Below are 19,967 nucleotides of genomic sequence, written 5' to 3'. Positions count from 1 at the left end.
CTTTCTTCAAATCAATGTGTGGCGCGCGAGTAGCCAGTCATTTCAACATATCCCCGGCCCTTGATAGGTGTATCTTGATGGCGTCCGTCGAACGCCACGGCCCCCTCCCAGTACGTCGTTGACAGCGGCGACTCTTGATTGGGCATCAAAGCCGACCCGGAAAGGGCCAAGCCCAGCTTCCTGATCTCGATTTCCCATCCAATAGGGTAAGTGGCGCCACTGCGCTGACTCGTCCAATGCTCCGTCGGTGTCAAGCGCCAATCGGACAGCGCCAGGTGGGTTACGGTGCCATCGCTGGCAATATAGGAGCCACTAGAAGTCGGCTTCACGCGGCCATTCGACTGCCGAATCTGAAACATCATCAGGGCGGTACCGTTGTCAAATTGCATCGAGAACCAATCCCAGCCGATATCATCTGCGTCCAAAGCGCTGCTGCCATACTCGTGGTCGTTCCAGCTGAGGCCGCTCACGGAAAACTTCTGGCCATTGACCGTCACCGTTCCCCGGGTCTGCTGGCGCGCCATCGAATAGTAATAGGTAGCGTTTCCGGCTTCCTCGCCTTTGGCGCTCAAACCGTCATTTCCATGCAAAATGGGACGCAGTGTCTGGGTTAGCGTCAGATCGACGGTAGCGTTGTCCGATTTCGCGATGACCTGGACCGAATTATTTTCCCCTTCATGCACAGACCAATCTTCCAGCCACACCGCGTAGGGCGCAGCGCTCGCCCCGGCGAGGCCCACCGCACCCCGGCTGAATTTCTCTACCGGATAAAAGGCCCCGTTGCCGATGTCGCTCACGGCAAAATGCGCAGAATAGACCTGATCAGCCCGCCACGCGGATGCGTCGACGGTAGCCGCCGCCTTCAGTGGAGGCGCCAAAGCCCGGCGGAAGAAGGTGAGCTGATAGCCAAAAAGCCGCCCGTCAGCGGTTGCCAGATTGCCGGTGTAGTACCACCATTCACCCTGATATTCCTCGTGCGGCCCCAGATCGCGCGGAAAACGAATGGCGCCCGGCTCCGTGGCCACGGCATATCCAGTCGTATTTTCATCGGCCAAGAGGCCGAGCAAGGATTGAGTGGACGCCCCCGACCCTTCTGGTTGTTGCCACCACCACAAACCCGCTGCCAAGGTAAGGATCGCTATAAGCCCCAGTCCGGTCTTCTTCATGTCTTATTACTCTTCCCGGATAGCCGAGGCAATGCTCAGCCGCGTCGTATGCCAAGCAGGATAGATACCCGCCGCCAGGGCAGCGACCACTGCCACCAAAAACGCCTGGCCGAAGTATCCGAAGTCAAAGTGCATGTCCAGGGACCAGCCAAACGATCGCAAATTTATAATGCGAATGAGTATCCACGCCAATACAAAGCCCGAAGGCATCGCAATCAAACCCGCCGTGCCACCGAGGAGTCCGGCTTCTAAAAGAACCAATTTCCACAATTGACGTCGGCTCATGCCGATAGCACGAAAAGTGCCCAATTCACGAACCCGCTCCAAAGCCAAACTCATCAAAGCGCCTAATATCCCGATGACGGCGACTATGGTGGCCACCAGCCGCAAGGCACCGGTAACGGCAAAGCTGCGTTCAAACGTAACCAGCGCGGCGTCACGCAGACTGCGGCTGGATTGGATGACCAGATCTTTTCGTCCTTCGAATGCTGCGTGTAGCTCACCGAGCAGGCCATCGACACTTACGCCCGGCTTCAGAAGGAGCGCCATATTGGTCACATCGGGATCGCGCCAATTGGACCGATAGGTGGCCTGGTCCATCAACACCACCCCTTGATCCGAGGTGTAGTCGGAGTAGACCGCTAAGACCGGGAACTTCCGCGGTCCCGACTCCGTCATCAGCCTTACCGGTCCTGGCGGAGTCCGCAGATTCTGGCGTGATACCAACGGCTCCGACAGCATGACTCCTTCGCCGGCCAAGAAGCGATGCCACAGTGTGTGCTCATCACCGCTGATCCAGCGATACGGTCGCTTTCCGTCGGAAATATCGCCCGTGACCGCCGTCAGGTCCACCTCCCGGCCCCAGTCGGGGGCAAAGACGGCCGTATAGCGACTCGCGATTGCCTCGCGTACGCCTGGCCATTGTTTCAAGGTCCGCACGGCATCTGGAGGCAGATTCCCACTGGGGCGCGTGGAGGTTAGCGCTGGTGCCGACACGTAGATATCCGTTTGCAAGGTCAGCCCGAGCCAATTGGCGAACGTTTGCCGAAACGAGCCGACCATCAGCGAGACCCCAACAATTACCGACACCGCCGTCGTCAGCGCGGCTATGGCGACAGAGGTTCGGCTCAACGAGCGCACGATATCGAGCGGGGCCAGCGCTCCCAGTGGACCGAAGACGCGGCCGAACAGCCGTGCCAGGCGCACCATCACGAATCGGGCCACCGGCGCCGCAAACAGCGCGAAGGCGATCATCACCGCACACAGGCCGGTGAACGCGAGGGCCAGGTTCTTGCCCGGCCAACACAGCATCAATGCGCCAAAGCCACCCAAGCAAATCGCGGCTACCCACAGCCACCGGACGAGTGCGCTCACTTCGCCTTCCAGCGCAGACCGACGCAATGTGCTGGCCGGAGGGCTGCGCATCGCCTCCACCGCAGGTGGCAGGGCGGCCAGTAACGCCGCAACGACGCCGACCATCAAGCCCTTGACTAAACTTTCCGGCGATAAAGCGACTTCACGCACATTGACGACGAAGTAAAGATCATTGATGGATTGAGTCACCACGCCAATCAGGCCTTCGCCAAGCCAAACGCCGAACAAGAGGCCCAATCCGCTGCCGAGCAGTCCGGCAACGAGTGTTTCAGTCATTATCAACCGAAACAGCTGGTCACGTGTGACACCCAGACACCGCAGAATGCCGAACAAACGACGCCGTTGCACAACATTGAACGTCACGGTGTTGTAGATCAGAAATACGCCGACCAGCAAGGCGATCAAACTCATGGCGGTCAGATTGACGGCGAACCCCGTCATCATCTGTTTCATGATATGGCTTTTCGCGGTTGCCGCCTCTAGGCGCACACCGCTCGGCAATCCTTGTTTGATCTGCGTGGCGGTGGCCTCATCTTTGACGATCAAATCAATGTGACTAAGCCTGCCAGGCATATGAAACAGTTCTTGCGCTGTGGCAATATCCGCGATGATCAGTTCCCGTAGCCGTTGTGCGGTAATTGCGTCGGCCGGGGTAAAGAGTCCCACCAGGGTGACGGTGGTGGGTGCACCTTGCACTTGCACTACAAACCTGTCACCGAGCGCCAAATGATATTCCGCGGCGACGTCCCGGCCCAAAATGACACCGTTCGGCCGGACGAGAAAGTTACTGGCCGCCTCAAGATCTTGCTGCCGCCACAGATCCGGGCGAAAAGGCGGTTCTGCGAAAGGGTCGATCCCCATCAAGCGCATGGGGCGATTTCCAAGTGTTGGGGCCAGCACATACCCTTCGACCACAGGAGCCGAGAAATCAAATCCGCGTTTTCGAAGGTCCAGGTAGATCTGCTGGTCGAGGCTGCCGCCACGGCCGCCGGCCAGCCGATGTGTGGCTTTTCCGGTGATGGCCTCGGCCGAGATGTCAAGAGCGCGTTGGGCTGAGACGTTGGTCAGGTCGATTGCCACGACCATGGCCACGCCCAGGGCGATACCCAGGACCAGGAGAATATATTGAAATGGCCGCTGCCGCGCGCGGCGCCAAGCCGTGCGCCACAGCGGTAAAGAAGTAAACGCCGTTGGGATTCTCATCTCAATCAGATGATCGGCCCCGAGCTGACCCGGTCGTCCACTTCGGTCCCATGGGCCATCCCAGTCACCAATTTTCCGCTATGCAAATAGAGAACTCGATCTGCCTGATGCGCCACCGTCGGATTGTGTGTGGCCATGATCAGCGTCTTACCTGCTTCACGAGTGAGATCAAGCAGAAGCGCCAATACCTTGTCCCCTATTTCGTTGTCGAGATTGCCCGTTGGCTCATCGGCTAGGACCAGCAGCGGATTGTGCGCCAACGCTCGACAAATAGCCACCCGTTGTTGTTCTCCACCGGAGAGCTTGTCGGGAAGTGTGCTTTCGCGCCCGCCCATGCCAACTTTCTGCAGGAGGTCGCGCGCGACACCAATCGCATTTCGGCGCCGGACACCGGCCAGCTCCTGGGACAGGGTGATGTTTTCCAGCACAGTGAGGGTGGGAATCAAATTGAAGAATTGAAATACAATTCCAATGTGATCACGCCGAAACCGTGTGCGGTCTCGATCGTTCTTCGCGGTAATCGAAAAGCCATTGATGATGACCTCACCCGTCGTCGGCCTTTCGATGCCGCTAATAAGGTTGAGCAGCGTGCTTTTGCCACTGCCACTTTGCCCCAAGAGAACCACGAACTCACCCGATTCGAAATCGCCAGTGATGTCGTCCAGGACTTTGCGCTGAGTTACTCCTTCTTGGAAGGTACGGCTCAAGTGCTTCAACTGAACGAAGGGTTCGTGGCTCATCGAGTCCTCTGCTGCGCAGTTTCGCGTGGTGTAGCCGGGGACTATTAAACACCTGTTGGATTGCTTGTGTAAGTACCTACTTCAGTCTCAGCGTCCGGCTGACCCCGACCCCGCGGACGCTCAACGCGAGGCGGCACACGCCGCCGCGCCCATCACAACATAGTGGTCTGCGCACCGTGGCAAATTGCCTCGGCTGGGTTAGGTTTTCCTTGGGTCACCCGGGGATTAGCAGCTGTCCACTGCAGAAAGGACGTTCGATGCTCAAAGGGTTCAAAGAATTTCTCTCGCGGGGCAATATCGTCGACCTCTCGGTCGCGGTGGTCATCGGTACGGCATTCACGGCGTTGGTCACGAAGTTCACCGACAGCATCATCACGCCGCTGATCAACCGGATCGGGGTAAACGAGCAGTCCAACGTAGGCGCCTTGAAGATCAGCATCGGCGGCGGTCAAACCATCGACCTGAACATCCTGTTGTCGGCCGCGATCAACTTCATCCTCGTCGCGGCGGTCGTGTATTTCCTGGTCGTCCTGCCCTACAGCACGCTGCGCAAGAAGGGCGAGGTCGAGCAGGCCGACGACGCGCAAGTCGTGCTGCTCACCGAAATCCGCGACCTACTCGCGCAGACCAATGGAAGCTCGTCCGGCAAGCACGGCGGCGGGGCACCGACACCAGAGCACGGACCCCGCGCGGAGGCCGAATCCCAATAGCGCAACCGGCTCGGGTCAGATCTCCAAACTCGACAATTGCCCAATGATGTGGGCGGCCAGCGGATTCAGCGTCGCCATACCGTCGCGCACCGCATAGCGGGAGCCGGCAAGGTTGACCACCAGCGTGCTGCCCGAAACACCCGCCAGGCCGCGGGACAGGCCGGCGTCGACGATGCCCGCGGAAAGGCCCGAGGCGCGGATGGCCTCGGCGATGCCGAGGATCTCCCGGTCCAGAATGTCGCGGGTGGCTTCCGGGGTGACATCGCGAGGCGTCACTCCGGTCCCGCCGACGGACACCACCAGGTCAACGCCGCCGATCACCGCGGTGTTGAGCGCATTTCGGATCTCGACCTCGTCGGCCTCGACCGCTACCACCCCGTCGACGACGAATCCGGCTTCGGTGAGCAATTCGGTGACCAGCGGGCCGCTGTGGTCCTCATCCCCGTGGGCGGTGCGATCGTCGACGACGACGACGAGTGCCCGGCCGACTACCAACTCCGCACCCTGTTCCATGGGTGCAACCGTATAACCGAGCTCAGACAACTGCGGATCGACCTTCATCACTGTTCCGCCTTACCCAGCGTGACCTGCACAGTGCGATTACTACCCGACGGATCCTGGAAGGTCAGCGTGACCTTGTCGCCCGGCGCCTTGGACCGCACCGCCGCGACCAGTGCATCGGCGCTGTTGATCGGGCGGTCGTCGACCTTGGTGACGACGACGCCCTTGGGTAAGCCGGCGTTGGCGGCGGCACCGTTTTGCACGACGTCGACGACCTTCGCCCCCGGAACGCCCTTGTCGGTGGTCACCTGCACCCCGAGTGAGGCGTGTGACGCCTTGCCGGTGCTGATCAACTCGTCGGCGATGCGCTTGGCCTGGTTGATCGGAATGGCGAAGCCGAGTCCGATCGAGCCGCTCTGCGCGTCACCGGAATCGGCGCCGAGCGTGGCGATGGCCGAGTTGACGCCGACGAGTTGGCCGCCCATGTTGACCAACGCGCCGCCGGAGTTACCGGGGTTGATCGCGGCGTCGGTCTGAATGGCGTCCAGCACGGTGTTCTGGTTGCCCGACTCGCCCGTCGTGGACACCGGCCGGTTGAGCGCGCTGACGATCCCGGTGGTAACCGTGCCCGCCAAGCCCAGCGGCGACCCGATAGCCACCACCGGCTGACCGACCCGCAGATCCGAGGAAGAGCCGATGGCGATCGGAGTGAGGTTGGAAACGCCCTGAACGCGGACGACGGCGATATCGCTGGTGGGGTCGGCCCCGACCACTGTGAACGACGCGGTACGGCCGTCGGAGAACGTCACCGTGGTTTTGGGCGGCGGGCCGGCCGGCGGCTTCGCGGCGGCCGCCACAACGTGGTTGTTGGTCATGATCAGGCCATCGGCGGACAGGATGACGCCCGAGCCCTCCTCCGACTGTCTGCCCATGTCGGTCTCGAGCATTACGACGCTGGGCACCACTTTGGAGGCCACCTGCTCCACCGAGCCGGGCGGCATGTTGGCCGCTGGGACGCTGGGAGCAGCACCCGTCGCCGAGGACCCGCCATTCAGGCCGGCAGGTGAGCGGTTGAGTTCGACGACCGATGCCGCCGCACCGCCAATGCCGGCCGATACCACTGCGATGGTCAGCGCGCCGACGGCCAACATTCCCGCGCGAGGCCTTCTTTGGCGGATGACCGTGGGCGGCGGACCGATCGGGCCCATCGGCGGGAGCATCCCGGGTATGGGCCCCGGCCCGGTGCCCCCGGGGATCGGCCCGGGACCCGTCCCACCCGGGATCGGCCCGGCCCCGGTACCGCCGGGTATCGGGCCGGCCCCGGTGCCACTGAAACCCTCGTAGGGTTGCCGGAACTGGCTTGTTTGGGAGGACGGCGACTGCTGGCGGCGCCAATCGAACTGCTGGTTGTACGCCGGCCCCTGGGCATAAGCGGGGGGCACAGGCTGATTAGGCGCGCGATATCCCGGCTGCTGCGGCGGTGGCGAATACCTCGGGTGATTCGTCATGTCGCTAAGTCGCTCTTCCTCTTGTTTCTTGGCTTCCTAGGAAGCTTGGCCATGCGCGGCAAGCATGGATGTGGTTTTCAACAGTAACCGCACCACTACCTTGCGCGCGCGGACTGAGAATCCTCTGAGATAACGTTCGCCGAAGCCCGAGAGTTCTCGCTGTCTGCGAACCCGTTCGCCGCAGCACCGGACTGGGGCGTAGCCGCGCCCGTGGACGGCATCGGCCGACCGGGTAACAGCACGTAGATCGCGGTTCCAGGGGGCTGGCCGCCCGGCTCGGTTTCCTCGACGCGCAGCGAGCCACCGTGGTTGAGTACCACCTGTTTGACGATGGCTAACCCCAAGCCGGAACCGGGCATCGCCCGCGCCGACGTCGACCGGTAGAAGCGCTCGAACACCAGACGGCGCTCTTGGGGCGGGATGCCCGGACCGCGATCGGAAACCACCAGCTCGGCGTGCGACGGGTCGAGCTGTCGCAGCACCACGCCGACATGGCCGCCCGGTGGGCTCCACTTCGCCGCGTTGTCCATCAGATTGAGCACCGCACGCGAAAGCATGGCCGCGTCGCCGTAAACCTGCCAGGGAATGGCCTGGACGTCGAAGTGGATGTCGTTACGCCGCCGGCGGACCCGCTCCAGGCTGCGGTCCACCACGTCGGCCATGTCCACCGGCTCGTGCACGACTTCGCCGGCGTCGCCGCGGGTGAGGTCCACCAAATCGCCTACCAGCGTGGATAATTCCTCGATCTGGGCCAGTACATCGGCGCGCAGATCGACCATCTCCTGCTCGGGTAGCCGCGGCGCACCGGGTGCCATGGAAGCGATCAGCAGTTCGACGTTGGTGCGCAGCGATGTCAGCGGGGTGCGCAATTCGTGCCCGGCATCTGTGACCAGCCGAGCCTGCCGTTCCCGGGACTCGGCCAGCGCTCGCAGCATCAGGTTGAACGCTTCGGTGAGCCTGGCCAGTTCGTCACTGCCGAAGACGGGGATGGGTCGCAGGTCGTCGGTTCGCGCCACGCGTTCGGCGGCTTCAGTGAGCCGGCCCACCGGGCGCAGCCCGGCCCTGGTGACCATCCCGCCGGCCACCGCGGCCACTGCCACGCCGACGCCACCGACAATAAGCAGCACCGCGCGCAATTTGGTCATGACCGCTTCGGTGGGCTTCAGGCTCTTGGAGATCAGCAGTGAGCTGCCGCTGGGCAGGTGAATGGCAAGCACCCGCTGATCGGATGCAGTGCGCCGGGACATGAACAGATCGCCGCGGATCACCGCTTTCTCCGGCGTGCCGACGGGCAGCGTCTGCCCGGGCTGATTAGCGGTGTAGATGGAATGGCCCGGGTTCACCAGCATCGCGTTGACGTCGGAGTAGGCGGTGCCTTCGATGGCCTTGCCGGGATCGGCGGCCAGCGAGCCGCTGGCGATCAGCAACTGCGCCCGGCTTTGCAGCTGGTTGTCGATGTCGCTGTAGAGCGCTGCCGAGATCACCGCGTATACGGCGAACGACATCAGCACGACGACCATCGCGACCATCGACATTGCCAGCAGCATCACCCGCCACCGCAGGGACAGCGAGCTGGTAGCTCTCAGCGGTGCGCGGCCCGCCCGGGGAGGGCGACGGAACCAACTCATCAGGGCGGTGTTTCGCGAAGCACGTAACCCACGCCGCGCACGGTGTGGATCAGCCGCGGCTCGCCATCGGCCTCGGTTTTGCGGCGCAGATACCCGACATAGACCTCCAGCGCGTTGCCGGAGGTGGGAAAGTCGAATCCCCACACCTCTTCCAGGATGCGGCTGCGGGTCAGCACCCGGCGCGGATTGGCGATCAGCATCTCCAGCAGGGCGAACTCGGTGCGGGTGAGGCTGATCCGGCGCTGGCCGCGGGTGACTTCGCGGGTCACCGGGTCCAATGCCAGGTCGGAGAAGCGCATGGCTACCGACTCGGCGGTGTCGTCGTCGGGTTTGGTGCGGCGCAGCAGCGCCCGCATCCGCGCCAGCAGCTCTTCGAGAGCGAACGGCTTCGGCAGGTAGTCGTCGGCGCCCGCGTCCAGGCCGGCCACCCGCTCGGATACCGAGTCGCGCGCGGTCAGCACCAGAATGGGCAGGTCATCACCGGTGCTGCGGAGTTGACGGCACACCTCGAGTCCGTCGAGCCGCGGCATCATGACATCGAGCACCAACGCGTCAGGTCGATCGCTGGCAATCATCTCCAGGGCCTCGAGCCCGTCGTGGGCCAGCTCAACGGAGTAACCATTGAAAGAAAGCGACCTGCGCAGCGACTCGCGTACTGCGCGATCGTCGTCGACGACAAGTATCCGCACGGAACTAGTTTCGTACGAACGCCTGAGACAGGGCTGAGAGACGCGCCGATGCGGAGCCGTTGCCCGGCAAACTCGAACCACATCCGTCACATTGGTCCCTGACGGGAAAAATGGTTCGTTTGCCCACCTCCGAGCGACACCGAAAACTGTCGCTCACGTGGCGGGCAAAGATGTACCTGGCCCACCTAGAGACTGGTGGGGCAGCTGTGATCGCGGCTAGCGCTTGTCGAGATCGATGAGGCCGAGCCGGGCAGCCTTGAGCAGCCGGCGCGGCACCTTGTGCTTGTGGCCGCCCACGTTGACGCCGACCAGATCGGTCTTAGTGGCCTTCCACTGCGAGCGCCGGCTTCGGGTATTCGCGCGCGACATCCTGCGCTTAGGTACGGCCATGGTCGGGCCTTACTCCTCGATTGGGGTTTCGGGTCGGGCGTGTCGCGCGGCATGGCCGGTCGGCCGAACGGCGACTTGTTACTCAAAGGGTAATCGGTGACCTGCTGCTGGCCAAAACGGGTTCCAGGCGGGTATTCACCCCTCGTTATTTCGATCGGGCTATGCTGACCTACCGGTTGGTTGGTTGATCTCGCCGGCCGAATAATCCCAACGGAGGGAGGACGCGCATGGCTGCCGTTTCCAGGGCCGGTTCTCATGCCGTCTCCAATGCCGTGCGTATCGCGAACTGCTCGGGCTTTTACGGCGACCGGCTGTCGGCCATGCGCGAGATGCTCACCGGCGGCGAAGTTGACTACCTCACCGGCGACTACCTGGCCGAACTGACCATGCTGATCCTTGGCCGCGACCGGATGAAGAACCCGGACCGGGGTTACGCCAAGACGTTCTTGACCCAGCTCGAAGATTGCCTGGGGCTGGCCGTCGACCACGAAGTGCGGATCGTCGCCAACGCCGGGGGCCTCAATCCCGCCGGGCTGGCCGACGCGGTTCGTGCCCTTGCGCAACGGCTGGGCATCCCGGCCCAGGTGGCCCATGTCGAAGGCGACGACCTGCAGGCCCGCGCGGCCGAACTCGGCCTCGGCTCGCCGCTCACCGCGAACGCCTACCTGGGCGCATGGGGCATCGCCGACTGCCTTCATGCCGGGGCCGACGTGGTGGTGACCGGCCGTGTCACCGACGCCTCGGTGATCGTCGGGTCAGCCGCCGCTCACTTCGGCTGGGGCCGCACCGATTACAACCAGCTCGCCGGTGCCGTTGTCGCCGGGCATGTCATCGAATGTGGCGTTCAGGCCACCGGCGGCAACTACGCGTTCTTCACCGAAATTTCGGACTCCTCCGGCCTCCTCCACGCCGGCTTCCCCCTGGCCGAGGTCAACGGCGACGGCTCCGCGGTGATCACCAAGCACCCCGGCACCGGCGGCCTGGTCAGCGTCGACACCGTCACCGCGCAATTGCTCTACGAGATCACCGGCGCGCGGTACGCCAACCCAGACGTAACCGCCCGTATGGACACCATCGAGCTGTCGTCCGACGGACCCGACCGAGTGCGCATCAGCGGTGTGGTTGGCGAGCCGCCACCGCCCACCCTGAAGGTGTCACTGAACAGCATCGGCGGCTTCCGTAATGCCATGACGTTCGTGCTGACCGGCCTGGACATCGAAGCCAAAGCGGAATTGGTGCGCCGCCAGCTGGAATCCAGCCTGACCGTCAAGCCCGCCGAACTCGAGTGGACCCTGGCCCGCACCGACCACCCCGACGCGGACACCGAGGAGGCCGCCAGCGCACTGCTGCGCTGCGTGGTCCGTGATCCCGATCCGGCCAATGTAGGTCGCCAATTCTCCTCGGCCGCGGTCGAATTGGCCCTGGCCAGCTATCCGGGTTTCACCGTCACCGCCCCGCCCGGCGAAGGGCAGGTGTACGGCGTGTTCACCGCCGGCTATGTGGCGGCGACCCAGGTGCCGCACGTCGCGGTGCATCACGACGGCACTCGCACCGAAATCCCTTGCGCAACCGAGACTTTAGAGCTGGCCCCGGCCGATCCGCCGGCGTTGCCGGACCCATTGCCCACCGGTCCGACCCGCCGAGCGCCACTGGGCCTGATCGCCGGTGCCCGTAGCGGCGACAAGGGCGGGTCAGCCAACGTCGGAGTGTGGGTGCGCACCGACGACCAGTGGCGTTGGCTGGCCAATACTTTGACCGTCGAGCTGCTCAAGGAGCTGCTCCCGGAAGCCGCCGACCTAGAGGTCACCCGTCATGTACTGCCCAATCTGCGGGCGGTGAACTTCGTCATCGAAGGGATCCTCGGTCAGGGCGTCGCGTACCAGGCGCGATTCGATCCGCAGGCCAAGGGGTTGGGCGAATGGTTGCGCAGCCGACACGTCGATATTCCAGAGAGGCTTTTGTGAACATTTGGAACACGCCCGAGCGCGATCAGCTGCGAAAGACGGTGCGCGCGTTCGCTGAACGAGAGATCCTGCCCAACGTCGAGGAGTGGGAACGCACCGGCGAGCTGCCGCGCGATTTGCACCGGCGCGCCGGAGCCACCGGCCTGTTGGGCGCCGGGCTGCCCGAGTCGGCCGGCGGTGGTGGCGGCGACGGCGCCGACTCGGTGATCGTCTGCGAAGAAATGCACCAATCCGGTTCCCCGGGAGGCGTTTTCGCATCGCTGTTCACCTGCGGGATAGCGGTTCCGCACATGATCGCCTCAGGCGACGAGCGCCTGATCGAGAAGTTCGTGCGCCCTACGCTGGCCGGCGACAAGATCGGTGCGCTGGCCATCACCGAACCCGGCGGCGGCTCCGACGTCGGGCATCTGCGCACCGCGGCCGTCTCCGACGGAGACGAGTACGTCATCAACGGCGCCAAGACCTACATCACTTCCGGGGTTCGTGCCGACTTCGTGGTTACCGCGGCGCGCACGGGAGGCCCCGGCGCGGCGGGCGTTTCGCTGATCGTGGTCGAGAAGGGCACGCCTGGCTTCCAAGTGAGCCGCAAACTGGACAAGATGGGCTGGCGCTCCTCTGACACCGCCGAACTGTCCTATACCGACGTGCGGGTTCCGAAGGCCAATCTCGTCGGCGCCGAGAACAGCGGCTTCGCCCAGATCGCGCAGGCATTCGTCGCCGAGCGCATCGCCCTTGCCGCGCAGGCGTATTCGAGCGCGCAACGGTGTCTGGATATTACCGCGCAGTGGTGCCGGGACCGGCAAACCTTTGGCCGTCCACTGATCTCACGGCAAGCGGTGCAGAACACGCTCGCCGACATGGCCCGCCGCATCGACGTCGCACGTGTCTACTCGCGCCATGTGGTGGAACGTCAACTCGCCGGTGAGACCGACCTCATCGCGGAGGTCTGTTTCGCCAAGAACACCGCGGTGAAGGCCGGCGAATGGGTGGCCCACCAAGCCGTTCAGCTGTTCGGCGGCATGGGTTACATGGCCGAATCCGAAATCGAGCGCCAATACCGCGACATGAGGATTCTTGGCATCGGCGGCGGAACCACCGAAATACTCACCGCATTGGCCGCCAAACGTCTGGGGTACCAATCGTGACCGTGCTGCAGTCCACTCTCGATCCCAACGGCGCAACCTTCGCCGAGGCGGCGTCCGCGGCAACCGGCAAGCTCGACGAAATCACCGCCGCACTAACCGAAGCGCTGGACGGCGGCGGGCCGAAGTACGTCGAACGCCACCACGCCCGCGGCAAGCTCACCGCCCGCGAACGCATCGAGCTGCTCGTCGACCCTGATTCCCCGTTCCTCGAACTGAGTCCGCTGGCGGCGTGGGGCAGCGCGTTCAAAGTCGGGGCCAGTACGGTCACCGGAATCGGCGCGGTGTGTGGCGTGGAGTGCATGATCGTCGCCAATGATCCGACCGTGAAGGGCGGCACCAGTAATCCGTGGACACTGCGAAAGATACTGCGGGCCAACCAGATCGCGCTACAGAACCGCCTTCCGGTGGTCTCGCTGGTGGAGTCCGGCGGCGCCGACCTGCCCACCCAGAAGGAAATCTTCATCCCCGGTGGACAGATGTTCCGCGACCTGACCCGCCTTTCGGCGGCCGGGATCCCGACTATCGCACTCGTATTCGGCAACTCGACGGCCGGCGGCGCCTATGTGCCCGGCATGTCCGACCACGTGGTGATGATCAAGGAACGCTCGAAGGTGTTCCTGGCCGGTCCCCCGCTGGTCAAGATGGCCACCGGCGAGGAGTCCGACGACGAGTCACTGGGTGGCGCCGAAATGCACGCCCGCATTTCGGGATTGGCTGACTACTTCGCACTCGACGAACTCGACGCCATCCGGATCGGCCGTCGCATCGTCGCCCGGCTGAACTGGGTCAAGCAGGGACCCAAACCCAAGCCGGTGGCCGAGCCGTTGTTCGATACCGAAGAGCTGATCGGCATTGTGCCCGCAGACCTGCGCATCCCGTTCGACCCCCGCGAGGTGATCGCCCGCATCGTCGACGGCTCCGAATTCGACGAATTCAAGCCGTTGTACGGCTCGTCGCTGGTGACGGGATGGGCTCAGTTGCACGGCTACCCGCTGGGCATCCTGGCCAATGCGCGCGGCATTCTCTTCAGCGAGGAGTCGCAAAAGGCCACCCAGTTCATTCAGCTGGCCAACCGCTACGACACGCCATTGCTGTTCCTGCACAACACCACCGGTTACATGGTGGGCAAGGATTACGAGGAAGGCGGCATGATCAAGCACGGCTCGATGATGATCAACGCCGTGTCGAACTCGACCGTCCCGCACATCTCGCTGCTGATCGGCGCGTCCTACGGCGCCGGCCACTACGGGATGTGCGGACGCGCCTACGATCCCCGGTTCCTGTTCGCTTGGCCCAGCGCCAAATCGGCGGTCATGGGCGGTGCCCAGCTCGCGGGTGTGCTGTCGATCGTGGCACGCGCGGCCGCCGAATCACGCGGCCAGCAGGTCGACGACGCCGCTGATGCTGCCATGCGCGCCGCGGTCGAAGGGCAGATCGAAGCCGAGTCGCTGCCGTTGGTCCTGTCCGGGATGCTCTACGACGACGGGGTGATCGACCCGCGCGACACCCGCACCGTGTTGGGAATGTGTTTGTCCGCCATAGCCAATGGCCCGATCAAGGGGACGTCGAACTTCGGCGTCTTCAGAATGTGATCCCATGATTACTCGAGTGCTGGTCGCCAACCGCGGCGAGATCGCCCGGCGAGTGTTCGCCACCTGCCGTCGGCTGGGTCTGGGTACCGTCGCCGTCTACACCGACCCCGACGCTGGTTCACCGCACGTTGCCGAGGCTGACGCCCGGGTTCACTTGGCACAGACCAACGACTATCTCAACGCCGAAGCCCTTATTGCGGCCGCCCGCGCCGCCGGTGCCGACGCCATTCATCCCGGGTATGGATTCCTTTCGGAGAACGCCGAATTCGCTGCGGCGGTGCAGGAGGCGGGCCTGGTTTGGGTGGGACCGCCGGTCGACGCGGTTCGGGCGATGGGCTCCAAGATCGAGTCCAAGAAGCTGATGTCGGCCGCCGGGGTGCCGGTGCTCGACGAGCTGGACCCCGACACGGTCACCGAAGCCCAGCTACCTGTACTGGTGAAAGCGTCCGCCGGGGGCGGCGGCCGCGGCATGCGGGTAGTTCGCGAATTATCCGCTCTGCCAGCCGAAGTCGCGGCCGCCCAGCGCGAAGCGCAGTCCGCATTCGGCGACCCGACAGTGTTCTGCGAACGCTATCTGCCCACCGGGCACCACATCGAGGTTCAGGTCATGGCCGACACCCACGGCACCGTGTGGCCGGTGGGCGAGCGCGAGTGCTCGATTCAGCGCCGCCATCAGAAGATCATTGAAGAGGCCCCGTCCCCATTGGTCGAACGGACACCGGGCATGCGCGCCAAGCTGTTCGACGCCGCCCGGCTGGCCGCCGAAGCGATCGGCTACGCCGGCGCCGGCACGGTGGAATTCCTCGCCGATGATAACGGCGAGTTCTACTTCCTGGAGATGAACACCCGGCTGCAGGTCGAGCACCCGGTTACCGAGGAGACCACTGGCCTGGATCTCGTCGAGCTGCAGCTGATGGTTGCCGATGGAGGCCGGCTCGATACCGAACCGCCTGCTGCCCAAGGACATTCGATCGAGGCTCGGCTATATGCCGAGGACCCGGCCCGCGGATGGCAGCCGCAGGCGGGCCTGATACATACCATCGCGCTGCCCGCGGTGCGCTCGGAGTTCGGCTCGCTGGGCAACCGGACCGGCATTCGGCTGGATTCCGGGATCGTCGACGGCTGCACGGTTTCGATCTACTACGATCCGATGCTGGCCAAGGTCATCTCTTACGCTCCGACGCGCCGGCAGTCGGCGCTGGTGCTGGCCGACGCGCTGGCGCGCGCTCAGCTGCACGGCCTGCGCACCAACCGTGAGTTGCTGGTTAATGTGCTGCGTCATCGCGCTTTTCTCGATGGCGCCACCGACACGGCGTTCTTCGACACGCACGGCCTGGCGGAACTATCGGCACCGCTGGCGGACCCGGCGACGGTCCGGCTGTCGGCAATCGCCGCCGCGCTGGCCGACGCCGCGCACAATCGCGCGACGGCAGAGGTATTCGCCGCTGTTCCCAGTGGCTGGCGCAACCTCGCTTCGGGCTTCCAGGTCAAGATGTACCGCGACGAGGACGACGCCGAGCACCGCATTGAATACCGCTTCACCAGAACCGGATTGGCGTTGCCCAACGACCCCACGGTACAGCTGGTTTCGGCCACGCCGCACCAGGTGGTACTCGGCGACGATGGGGTTTCCCACAGCTTCCGGGTGGCCCGCTACGGCCTTGACGTCTACATCGACTCGGCATTGGGACCGGTTCACCTGATCGCGCTGCCGCGCTTCCCCGAGCCTGGCGCTGCCGTCGAACAGGGCTCACTGGTCGCTCCCATGCCGGGCAACGTCATCCGGATCGGCGCCGCGGTCGGTGACACCGTCACCTCCGGACAGCCGCTTATCTGGCTGGAGGCGATGAAGATGGAACACACCATCGCCGCGCCGGCCGACGGGGTCCTCGCCGAACTCAACGTGCAAACCGGCCAGCAAGTCGAAGTCGGTGCTGTGCTCGCACGGGTAGAAGCGGGTCACGACCATCGTTCCGGAGTGATCGCGAGCGCGGCGCAGCCGGGCGAAGCGGGTCACGACCATCGTTCCGGAGTGATCGCGAGCGCGGCGCAGCCGGGCGAAGCGGGTCACGACCATCATTCAGAAGGAGATTCGTAATGACTGACACCAGCTTCATCGAGAGCGAGGAACGCCAGGCACTGCGCAAATCGGTCGCGGCGTGGGTGTCCAACTACGGCGCCGAGTACTACCTGACCAAAGCACGCAATCACGAGCACACGACCGAATTATGGTCAGAGGCAGGCAAACTCGGCTTCCTCGGCGTCAACCTTCCCGAGGAATACGGCGGTGGCGGTGCCGGAATGTACGAGCTGTCCCTGGTCATGGAGGAGATGGCGGCCGGCGGCAGTGCGCTGCTACTGATGGTGGTGTCGCCCGCCATCAACGGGACCATCATCAGCAAGTTCGGCACCGAAGAACAAAAGAAGCGCTGGGTTCCAGGCATCGCCGACGGTTCTTTGACAATGGCGTTCGCCATCACCGAGCCTGACGCCGGTTCCAACTCACACAAGATCATCACCACGGCCCGCCGCGACGGCAGCGACTGGATCCTCAAGGGCCAGAAGGTCTACATCTCCGGCGTCGACCAGGCACAAGCGGTGCTTGTGGTGGGCCGCACCGAAGAAGCTAAGACCGGCAAGCTGCGTCCGGCGCTCTTCGTGGTCCCCACGGACACACCCGGATTCACTTACACCCCAATCGAGATGGAGCTGATCAGTCCCGAGCGCCAGTTCCAGGTCTTCATCGACGATGTCCGGTTGCCCGCCGATGCACTCGTCGGCGCAGAGGACGCGGCGATCGCCCAGCTTTTCGCGGGTCTGAACCCCGAGCGGATCATGGGGGCGGCCAGCGCGGTCGGCATGGGACGTTACGCCCTCAACAGGGCCGTCGACTACGTGAAGACGCGCAAGGTCTGGTCCACCCCGATCGGTGCACACCAGGGCTTGTCACATCCGTTGGCGCAGTGCCACATCGAGCTCGAACTGGCCAAGCTGATGATGCAGAAGGCTGCGACTCTCTACGACCACGGCGACGACGGCGGTGCCGCCGAAGCGGCCAACATGGCCAAATATGCCGCGGCCGAAGCGTCTAACCGCGCGGTCGACCAGGCGGTGCAGTCGATGGGCGGCAATGGGCTGACCAAGGAGTACGGCGTAGCGGCCATGATGACATCGGCCCGGTTAGCCCGTATCGCACCGATCAGCCGCGAGATGGTGCTCAACTTCGTCGCGCAGACGTCACTGGGCCTGCCCCGCTCATACTGATGGAAGCACTCGTCGAATACTCCGGGCCCACCGAAGCGGCGGGCCCGGTAGCCCGCCTGACCCTGAACTCACCACACAATCGCAACGCGCTATCCACCACGCTCGTCAGCCAGCTGCGGGACGGATTGCGCAACGCCGCAGCCGATCCCGCGGTGCGGGCGGTGGTGCTCGGACATACCGGGGGCACGTTCTGCGCGGGCGCGGACCTGAGCGAGGCGGGCGGTGGCGACCCCTACGACATGGCCGTCGCACGGGCACGGGAGATGACTGCGCTACTGCGCGCCATGGTCGAGTCACCGCTGCCGATCATCGGCGCGATCGACGGCCACGTCCGGGCCGGCGGCTTCGGCCTGGTCGGCGCATGCGACATGGTGGTCGCCGGCCCGCGCAGCACCTTCGCGCTGACCGAGGCGCGCATTGGGGTTGCGCCGGCGATCATTTCACTCACCTTGCTGCCCAAACTGTCCCCCCGGGCGGCCGCCCGCTACTACCTGACCGGCGAAACGTTCGGGGCCACCGAAGCGGCCGATATCGGACTGGTTTCTATCGCGGCAGACGACGTCGAAACCGCGGTGGCCGCAGTGATCGCCGACGTGGGCCGCGGTTCACCACAGGGCCTGGCCGCTTCGAAGGCACTGACCACAGCGGCGGTGCTGGAAGGCTTCGACCGCGACGCCGAACGCCTCACCGAGGAATCGGCCCGGCTGTTCGTATCCGACGAAGCCCGGGAAGGCATGCTCGCCTTCTTGCAGAAGCGCCCGCCCAGCTGGGCGGCATCCAGCGGCTAGGCCCGCTCAATCTGCCTGGGCACCAACCTGATCCAGATGATCGCGATCGAGCCGGCGAGCACGCCGAGGCCCGCCGCGAAGAGCGAGGACCGCTGCCCGACGCTGTCTGCCAGCCGGCCAAAGATCAGCGAGCCTAACGCCATTGAGCCCCACAATACGAGCACGTAAACACCCATGACCCTGCCCTTGATCCACGCGGGAACCGCCGACTGAGTGGCGATGTTGAAGTTGGTCGGGATCATCACCCAGGCGAAACCGGCGAAGAACATCGCGATGCAACCGACGTAAACGGAGGTCATTTCGGCGACACCGAGAATCGCGAAGCCACATACGACGGTGCCGATTACAACGATTCGTTCCACACCAAAACGGCGCATCAGCTCCTGCATACGGTACACACCGACCAGCGCGCCGACGCCGAACGACACCATCAAGTAGGAGGCCCCGGCCTCGCCCATGAGGGCAGGCGTTTGTTTGCAGATGACCGCGCACGTGGTGGGCAGGATTCCCGCGCACACCATGAACAAGAAGATCCGGGCGTTGATCTGCAGCAGTCGCGGCGAAGTGAATGCGTAGTGCACCCCTTTCCAGGCCGACGCGAGCACCGACTCGGCGGGCGCGGCCGAGTCGCGCGGGCCCGGCTTCCATTTGATCAGCACGAATACCACGCCGACCAGCGAGAGGGCGGTCGCGAGAAATGCCAAACCCTTTCCGACGTAGTACGGCTCGCGTCCCGCGACGGCGACGATGACGAGCCCTCCGATCGCCGGTCCCATTACCCGGGCGACGTTCATATTGACGCTGTTGAGCGCCATGGCGGATTTGAGTTCGCTCGGATCGACCAGCCCGGGCAGCACGGCCAGCAACGTCGGATTCATCATCGCGTACCCGGCGCCGATGACGAAGAGAAATGCCAACAACATCCACGGCGTCATCAGGTTCGCGATGGTGAGCACACCCAACGCTGCGGCGGCCAGCATCATCCACACGTGCGTGACGATCAGCAGCTTGCGGCGGTCGACGCGGTCGGCAAGCGCGCCGGCGAACAATACAAGCAGCGGGATCGGCAGAGTCGAAGCCGCGAACGCGTATTGCTTCATGCCTTCCAGCAGGTGAAAGGGCTGATGGAAATCTTCCATCAGCAATGGCGCGGCGTAATTGCGGATCTCGAATCCGGTGTAGGACAACGCCGAAGCGGTCCAGAGTGCGCGGAAAACCGGATGCGCGAGCGGGCTCCAATCCGAGGTCGGCGCGGGGGCCGGTTCAGCCGCGACATCAGATTCTTGACATCGTTCCATCCAGTGC

The 19,967-nt window shown here is 64.1% G+C and carries 16 protein-coding genes; 7 read left to right on the top strand and 9 right to left on the bottom strand.

The genetic code is table 11. The features are described from left to right. Positions 1-11 precede the first annotated feature (11 nt). Genes AWC27_RS18280 through AWC27_RS18270 form a run of 3 tightly spaced genes read right to left on the bottom strand, consistent with a single transcriptional unit; the run spans position 12 to position 4,483 of the window. The gene (locus AWC27_RS18280; RefSeq protein WP_085671788.1) at positions 12-1,166 is read right to left on the bottom strand and encodes a lipocalin-like domain-containing protein; all 1,155 of its coding nucleotides are present in this window, start codon (positions 1,164-1,166) and stop codon (positions 12-14) included. Between the two features lie 6 nt (positions 1,167-1,172). Then, the gene (locus AWC27_RS18275; protein WP_085671787.1) at positions 1,173-3,743 is read right to left on the bottom strand and encodes an FtsX-like permease family protein; all 2,571 of its coding nucleotides are present in this window, start codon (positions 3,741-3,743) and stop codon (positions 1,173-1,175) included. A gap of 5 nt (positions 3,744-3,748) precedes the next feature. Further along, on the bottom strand, positions 3,749-4,483 hold the full coding sequence (locus AWC27_RS18270) for an ABC transporter ATP-binding protein (RefSeq protein WP_085671786.1): 735 nt from the start codon (positions 4,481-4,483) through the stop codon (positions 3,749-3,751). A 257-nt stretch (positions 4,484-4,740) separates the two neighbouring features. On the opposite strand from AWC27_RS18270, the gene mscL reads away from it, so the two are divergent. Beyond that, on the top strand, positions 4,741-5,193 hold the full coding sequence (gene mscL / locus AWC27_RS18265) for a large-conductance mechanosensitive channel protein MscL (RefSeq protein ID WP_085671785.1): 453 nt from the start codon (positions 4,741-4,743) through the stop codon (positions 5,191-5,193). A 15-nt stretch (positions 5,194-5,208) separates the two neighbouring features. Here the strand turns inward: mscL and AWC27_RS18260 are convergent, their stop codons facing one another. The 5 genes from AWC27_RS18260 to rpmF form a co-directional block, all read right to left on the bottom strand. Beyond that, on the bottom strand, positions 5,209-5,754 hold the full coding sequence (locus tag AWC27_RS18260) for a MogA/MoaB family molybdenum cofactor biosynthesis protein (protein WP_085671784.1): 546 nt from the start codon (positions 5,752-5,754) through the stop codon (positions 5,209-5,211). Continuing rightward, a complete protein-coding gene (locus AWC27_RS18255; RefSeq protein WP_085671783.1) occupies positions 5,754-7,202 on the bottom strand; it encodes a S1C family serine protease in 1,449 nt (482 codons plus the stop codon). The genes AWC27_RS18260 and AWC27_RS18255 overlap by 1 nt, the downstream gene beginning before the upstream one ends. Positions 7,203-7,297: 95 nt before the next feature. After that, complete coding sequence (locus tag AWC27_RS18245) at positions 7,298-8,830, bottom strand: HAMP domain-containing sensor histidine kinase (protein ID WP_085671782.1); 1,533 nt, start codon at positions 8,828-8,830, stop codon at positions 7,298-7,300. After that, complete coding sequence (mprA, locus tag AWC27_RS18240; protein WP_083112499.1) at positions 8,830-9,519, bottom strand: two-component system response regulator MprA; 690 nt, start codon at positions 9,517-9,519, stop codon at positions 8,830-8,832. Before mprA ends, AWC27_RS18245 begins: the two co-directional genes overlap by 1 nt. A 216-nt stretch (positions 9,520-9,735) precedes the next feature. Then, on the bottom strand, positions 9,736-9,909 hold the full coding sequence (rpmF, locus tag AWC27_RS18235; RefSeq protein ID WP_083112500.1) for a 50S ribosomal protein L32: 174 nt from the start codon (positions 9,907-9,909) through the stop codon (positions 9,736-9,738). A 272-nt stretch (positions 9,910-10,181) separates the two neighbouring features. Between rpmF and AWC27_RS18230 the strand changes: the two genes are divergently transcribed. The 6 genes from AWC27_RS18230 to AWC27_RS18205 are packed head-to-tail and all read left to right on the top strand — an operon-like array spanning position 10,182 to position 18,662. Further along, positions 10,182-11,873: an acyclic terpene utilization AtuA family protein gene (locus AWC27_RS18230; RefSeq protein ID WP_139837081.1), complete on the top strand. Its 1,692-nt coding sequence runs from the start codon at positions 10,182-10,184 to the stop codon at positions 11,871-11,873. After that, positions 11,870-13,018, top strand: coding sequence for an acyl-CoA dehydrogenase family protein (locus AWC27_RS18225; protein ID WP_085671780.1), 1,149 nt, complete (start codon positions 11,870-11,872; stop codon positions 13,016-13,018). Before AWC27_RS18230 ends, AWC27_RS18225 begins: the two co-directional genes overlap by 4 nt. 2 nt (positions 13,019-13,020) lie before the next feature. Beyond that, positions 13,021-14,610: an acyl-CoA carboxylase subunit beta gene (locus AWC27_RS18220; RefSeq protein ID WP_139837080.1), complete on the top strand. Its 1,590-nt coding sequence runs from the start codon at positions 13,021-13,023 to the stop codon at positions 14,608-14,610. 4 nt (positions 14,611-14,614) lie between these two features. Further along, positions 14,615-16,708, top strand: a complete 2,094-nt coding sequence (locus tag AWC27_RS18215; protein WP_085671778.1) for an acetyl/propionyl/methylcrotonyl-CoA carboxylase subunit alpha — start codon at positions 14,615-14,617, stop codon at positions 16,706-16,708. After that, positions 16,708-17,874: an acyl-CoA dehydrogenase family protein gene (locus tag AWC27_RS18210; protein ID WP_085671777.1), complete on the top strand. Its 1,167-nt coding sequence runs from the start codon at positions 16,708-16,710 to the stop codon at positions 17,872-17,874. Before AWC27_RS18215 ends, AWC27_RS18210 begins: the two co-directional genes overlap by 1 nt. Next, on the top strand, positions 17,874-18,662 hold the full coding sequence (locus AWC27_RS18205) for an enoyl-CoA hydratase family protein (protein WP_085671776.1): 789 nt from the start codon (positions 17,874-17,876) through the stop codon (positions 18,660-18,662). Before AWC27_RS18210 ends, AWC27_RS18205 begins: the two co-directional genes overlap by 1 nt. Here the strand turns inward: AWC27_RS18205 and AWC27_RS18200 are convergent. Then, the gene (locus tag AWC27_RS18200; RefSeq protein ID WP_085671775.1) at positions 18,659-19,960 is read right to left on the bottom strand and encodes an MFS transporter; all 1,302 of its coding nucleotides are present in this window, start codon (positions 19,958-19,960) and stop codon (positions 18,659-18,661) included. The genes AWC27_RS18205 and AWC27_RS18200 overlap by 4 nt on opposite strands. Positions 19,961-19,967 lie beyond the last annotated feature (7 nt).

Origin of the sequence: Mycobacterium szulgai, from assembly GCF_002116635.1 — a bacterium.
Taxonomy (GTDB): domain Bacteria; phylum Actinomycetota; class Actinomycetes; order Mycobacteriales; family Mycobacteriaceae; genus Mycobacterium; species Mycobacterium szulgai.
Note: the sequence above shows the minus strand (reverse complement) of the source record. Positions and strands in the feature narration are given on the sequence as shown.

Bases quoted from the DNA above. Each gene is read 5' to 3' on its own strand.
- AWC27_RS18280 (WP_085671788.1), bottom strand. From the start codon at position 1,166: ATGAAGAAGACCGGACTGGGGCTTATAGCGATCCTTACCTTGGCAGCG.
- AWC27_RS18275 (WP_085671787.1), bottom strand. From the start codon at position 3,743: ATGAGAATCCCAACGGCGTTTACTTCTTTACCGCTGTGGCGCACGGCT.
- AWC27_RS18270 (WP_085671786.1), bottom strand. From the start codon at position 4,483: ATGAGCCACGAACCCTTCGTTCAGTTGAAGCACTTGAGCCGTACCTTC.
- mscL (WP_085671785.1), top strand. From the start codon at position 4,741: ATGCTCAAAGGGTTCAAAGAATTTCTCTCGCGGGGCAATATCGTCGAC.
- AWC27_RS18260 (WP_085671784.1), bottom strand. From the start codon at position 5,754: ATGAAGGTCGATCCGCAGTTGTCTGAGCTCGGTTATACGGTTGCACCC.
- AWC27_RS18255 (WP_085671783.1), bottom strand. From the start codon at position 7,202: ATGACGAATCACCCGAGGTATTCGCCACCGCCGCAGCAGCCGGGATAT.
- AWC27_RS18245 (WP_085671782.1), bottom strand. From the start codon at position 8,830: ATGAGTTGGTTCCGTCGCCCTCCCCGGGCGGGCCGCGCACCGCTGAGA.
- rpmF (WP_083112500.1), bottom strand. From the start codon at position 9,909: ATGGCCGTACCTAAGCGCAGGATGTCGCGCGCGAATACCCGAAGCCGG.
- AWC27_RS18215 (WP_085671778.1), top strand. From the start codon at position 14,615: ATGATTACTCGAGTGCTGGTCGCCAACCGCGGCGAGATCGCCCGGCGA.
- AWC27_RS18210 (WP_085671777.1), top strand. From the start codon at position 16,708: ATGACTGACACCAGCTTCATCGAGAGCGAGGAACGCCAGGCACTGCGC.
- AWC27_RS18205 (WP_085671776.1), top strand. From the start codon at position 17,874: ATGGAAGCACTCGTCGAATACTCCGGGCCCACCGAAGCGGCGGGCCCG.
- AWC27_RS18200 (WP_085671775.1), bottom strand. From the start codon at position 19,960: ATGGAACGATGTCAAGAATCTGATGTCGCGGCTGAACCGGCCCCCGCG.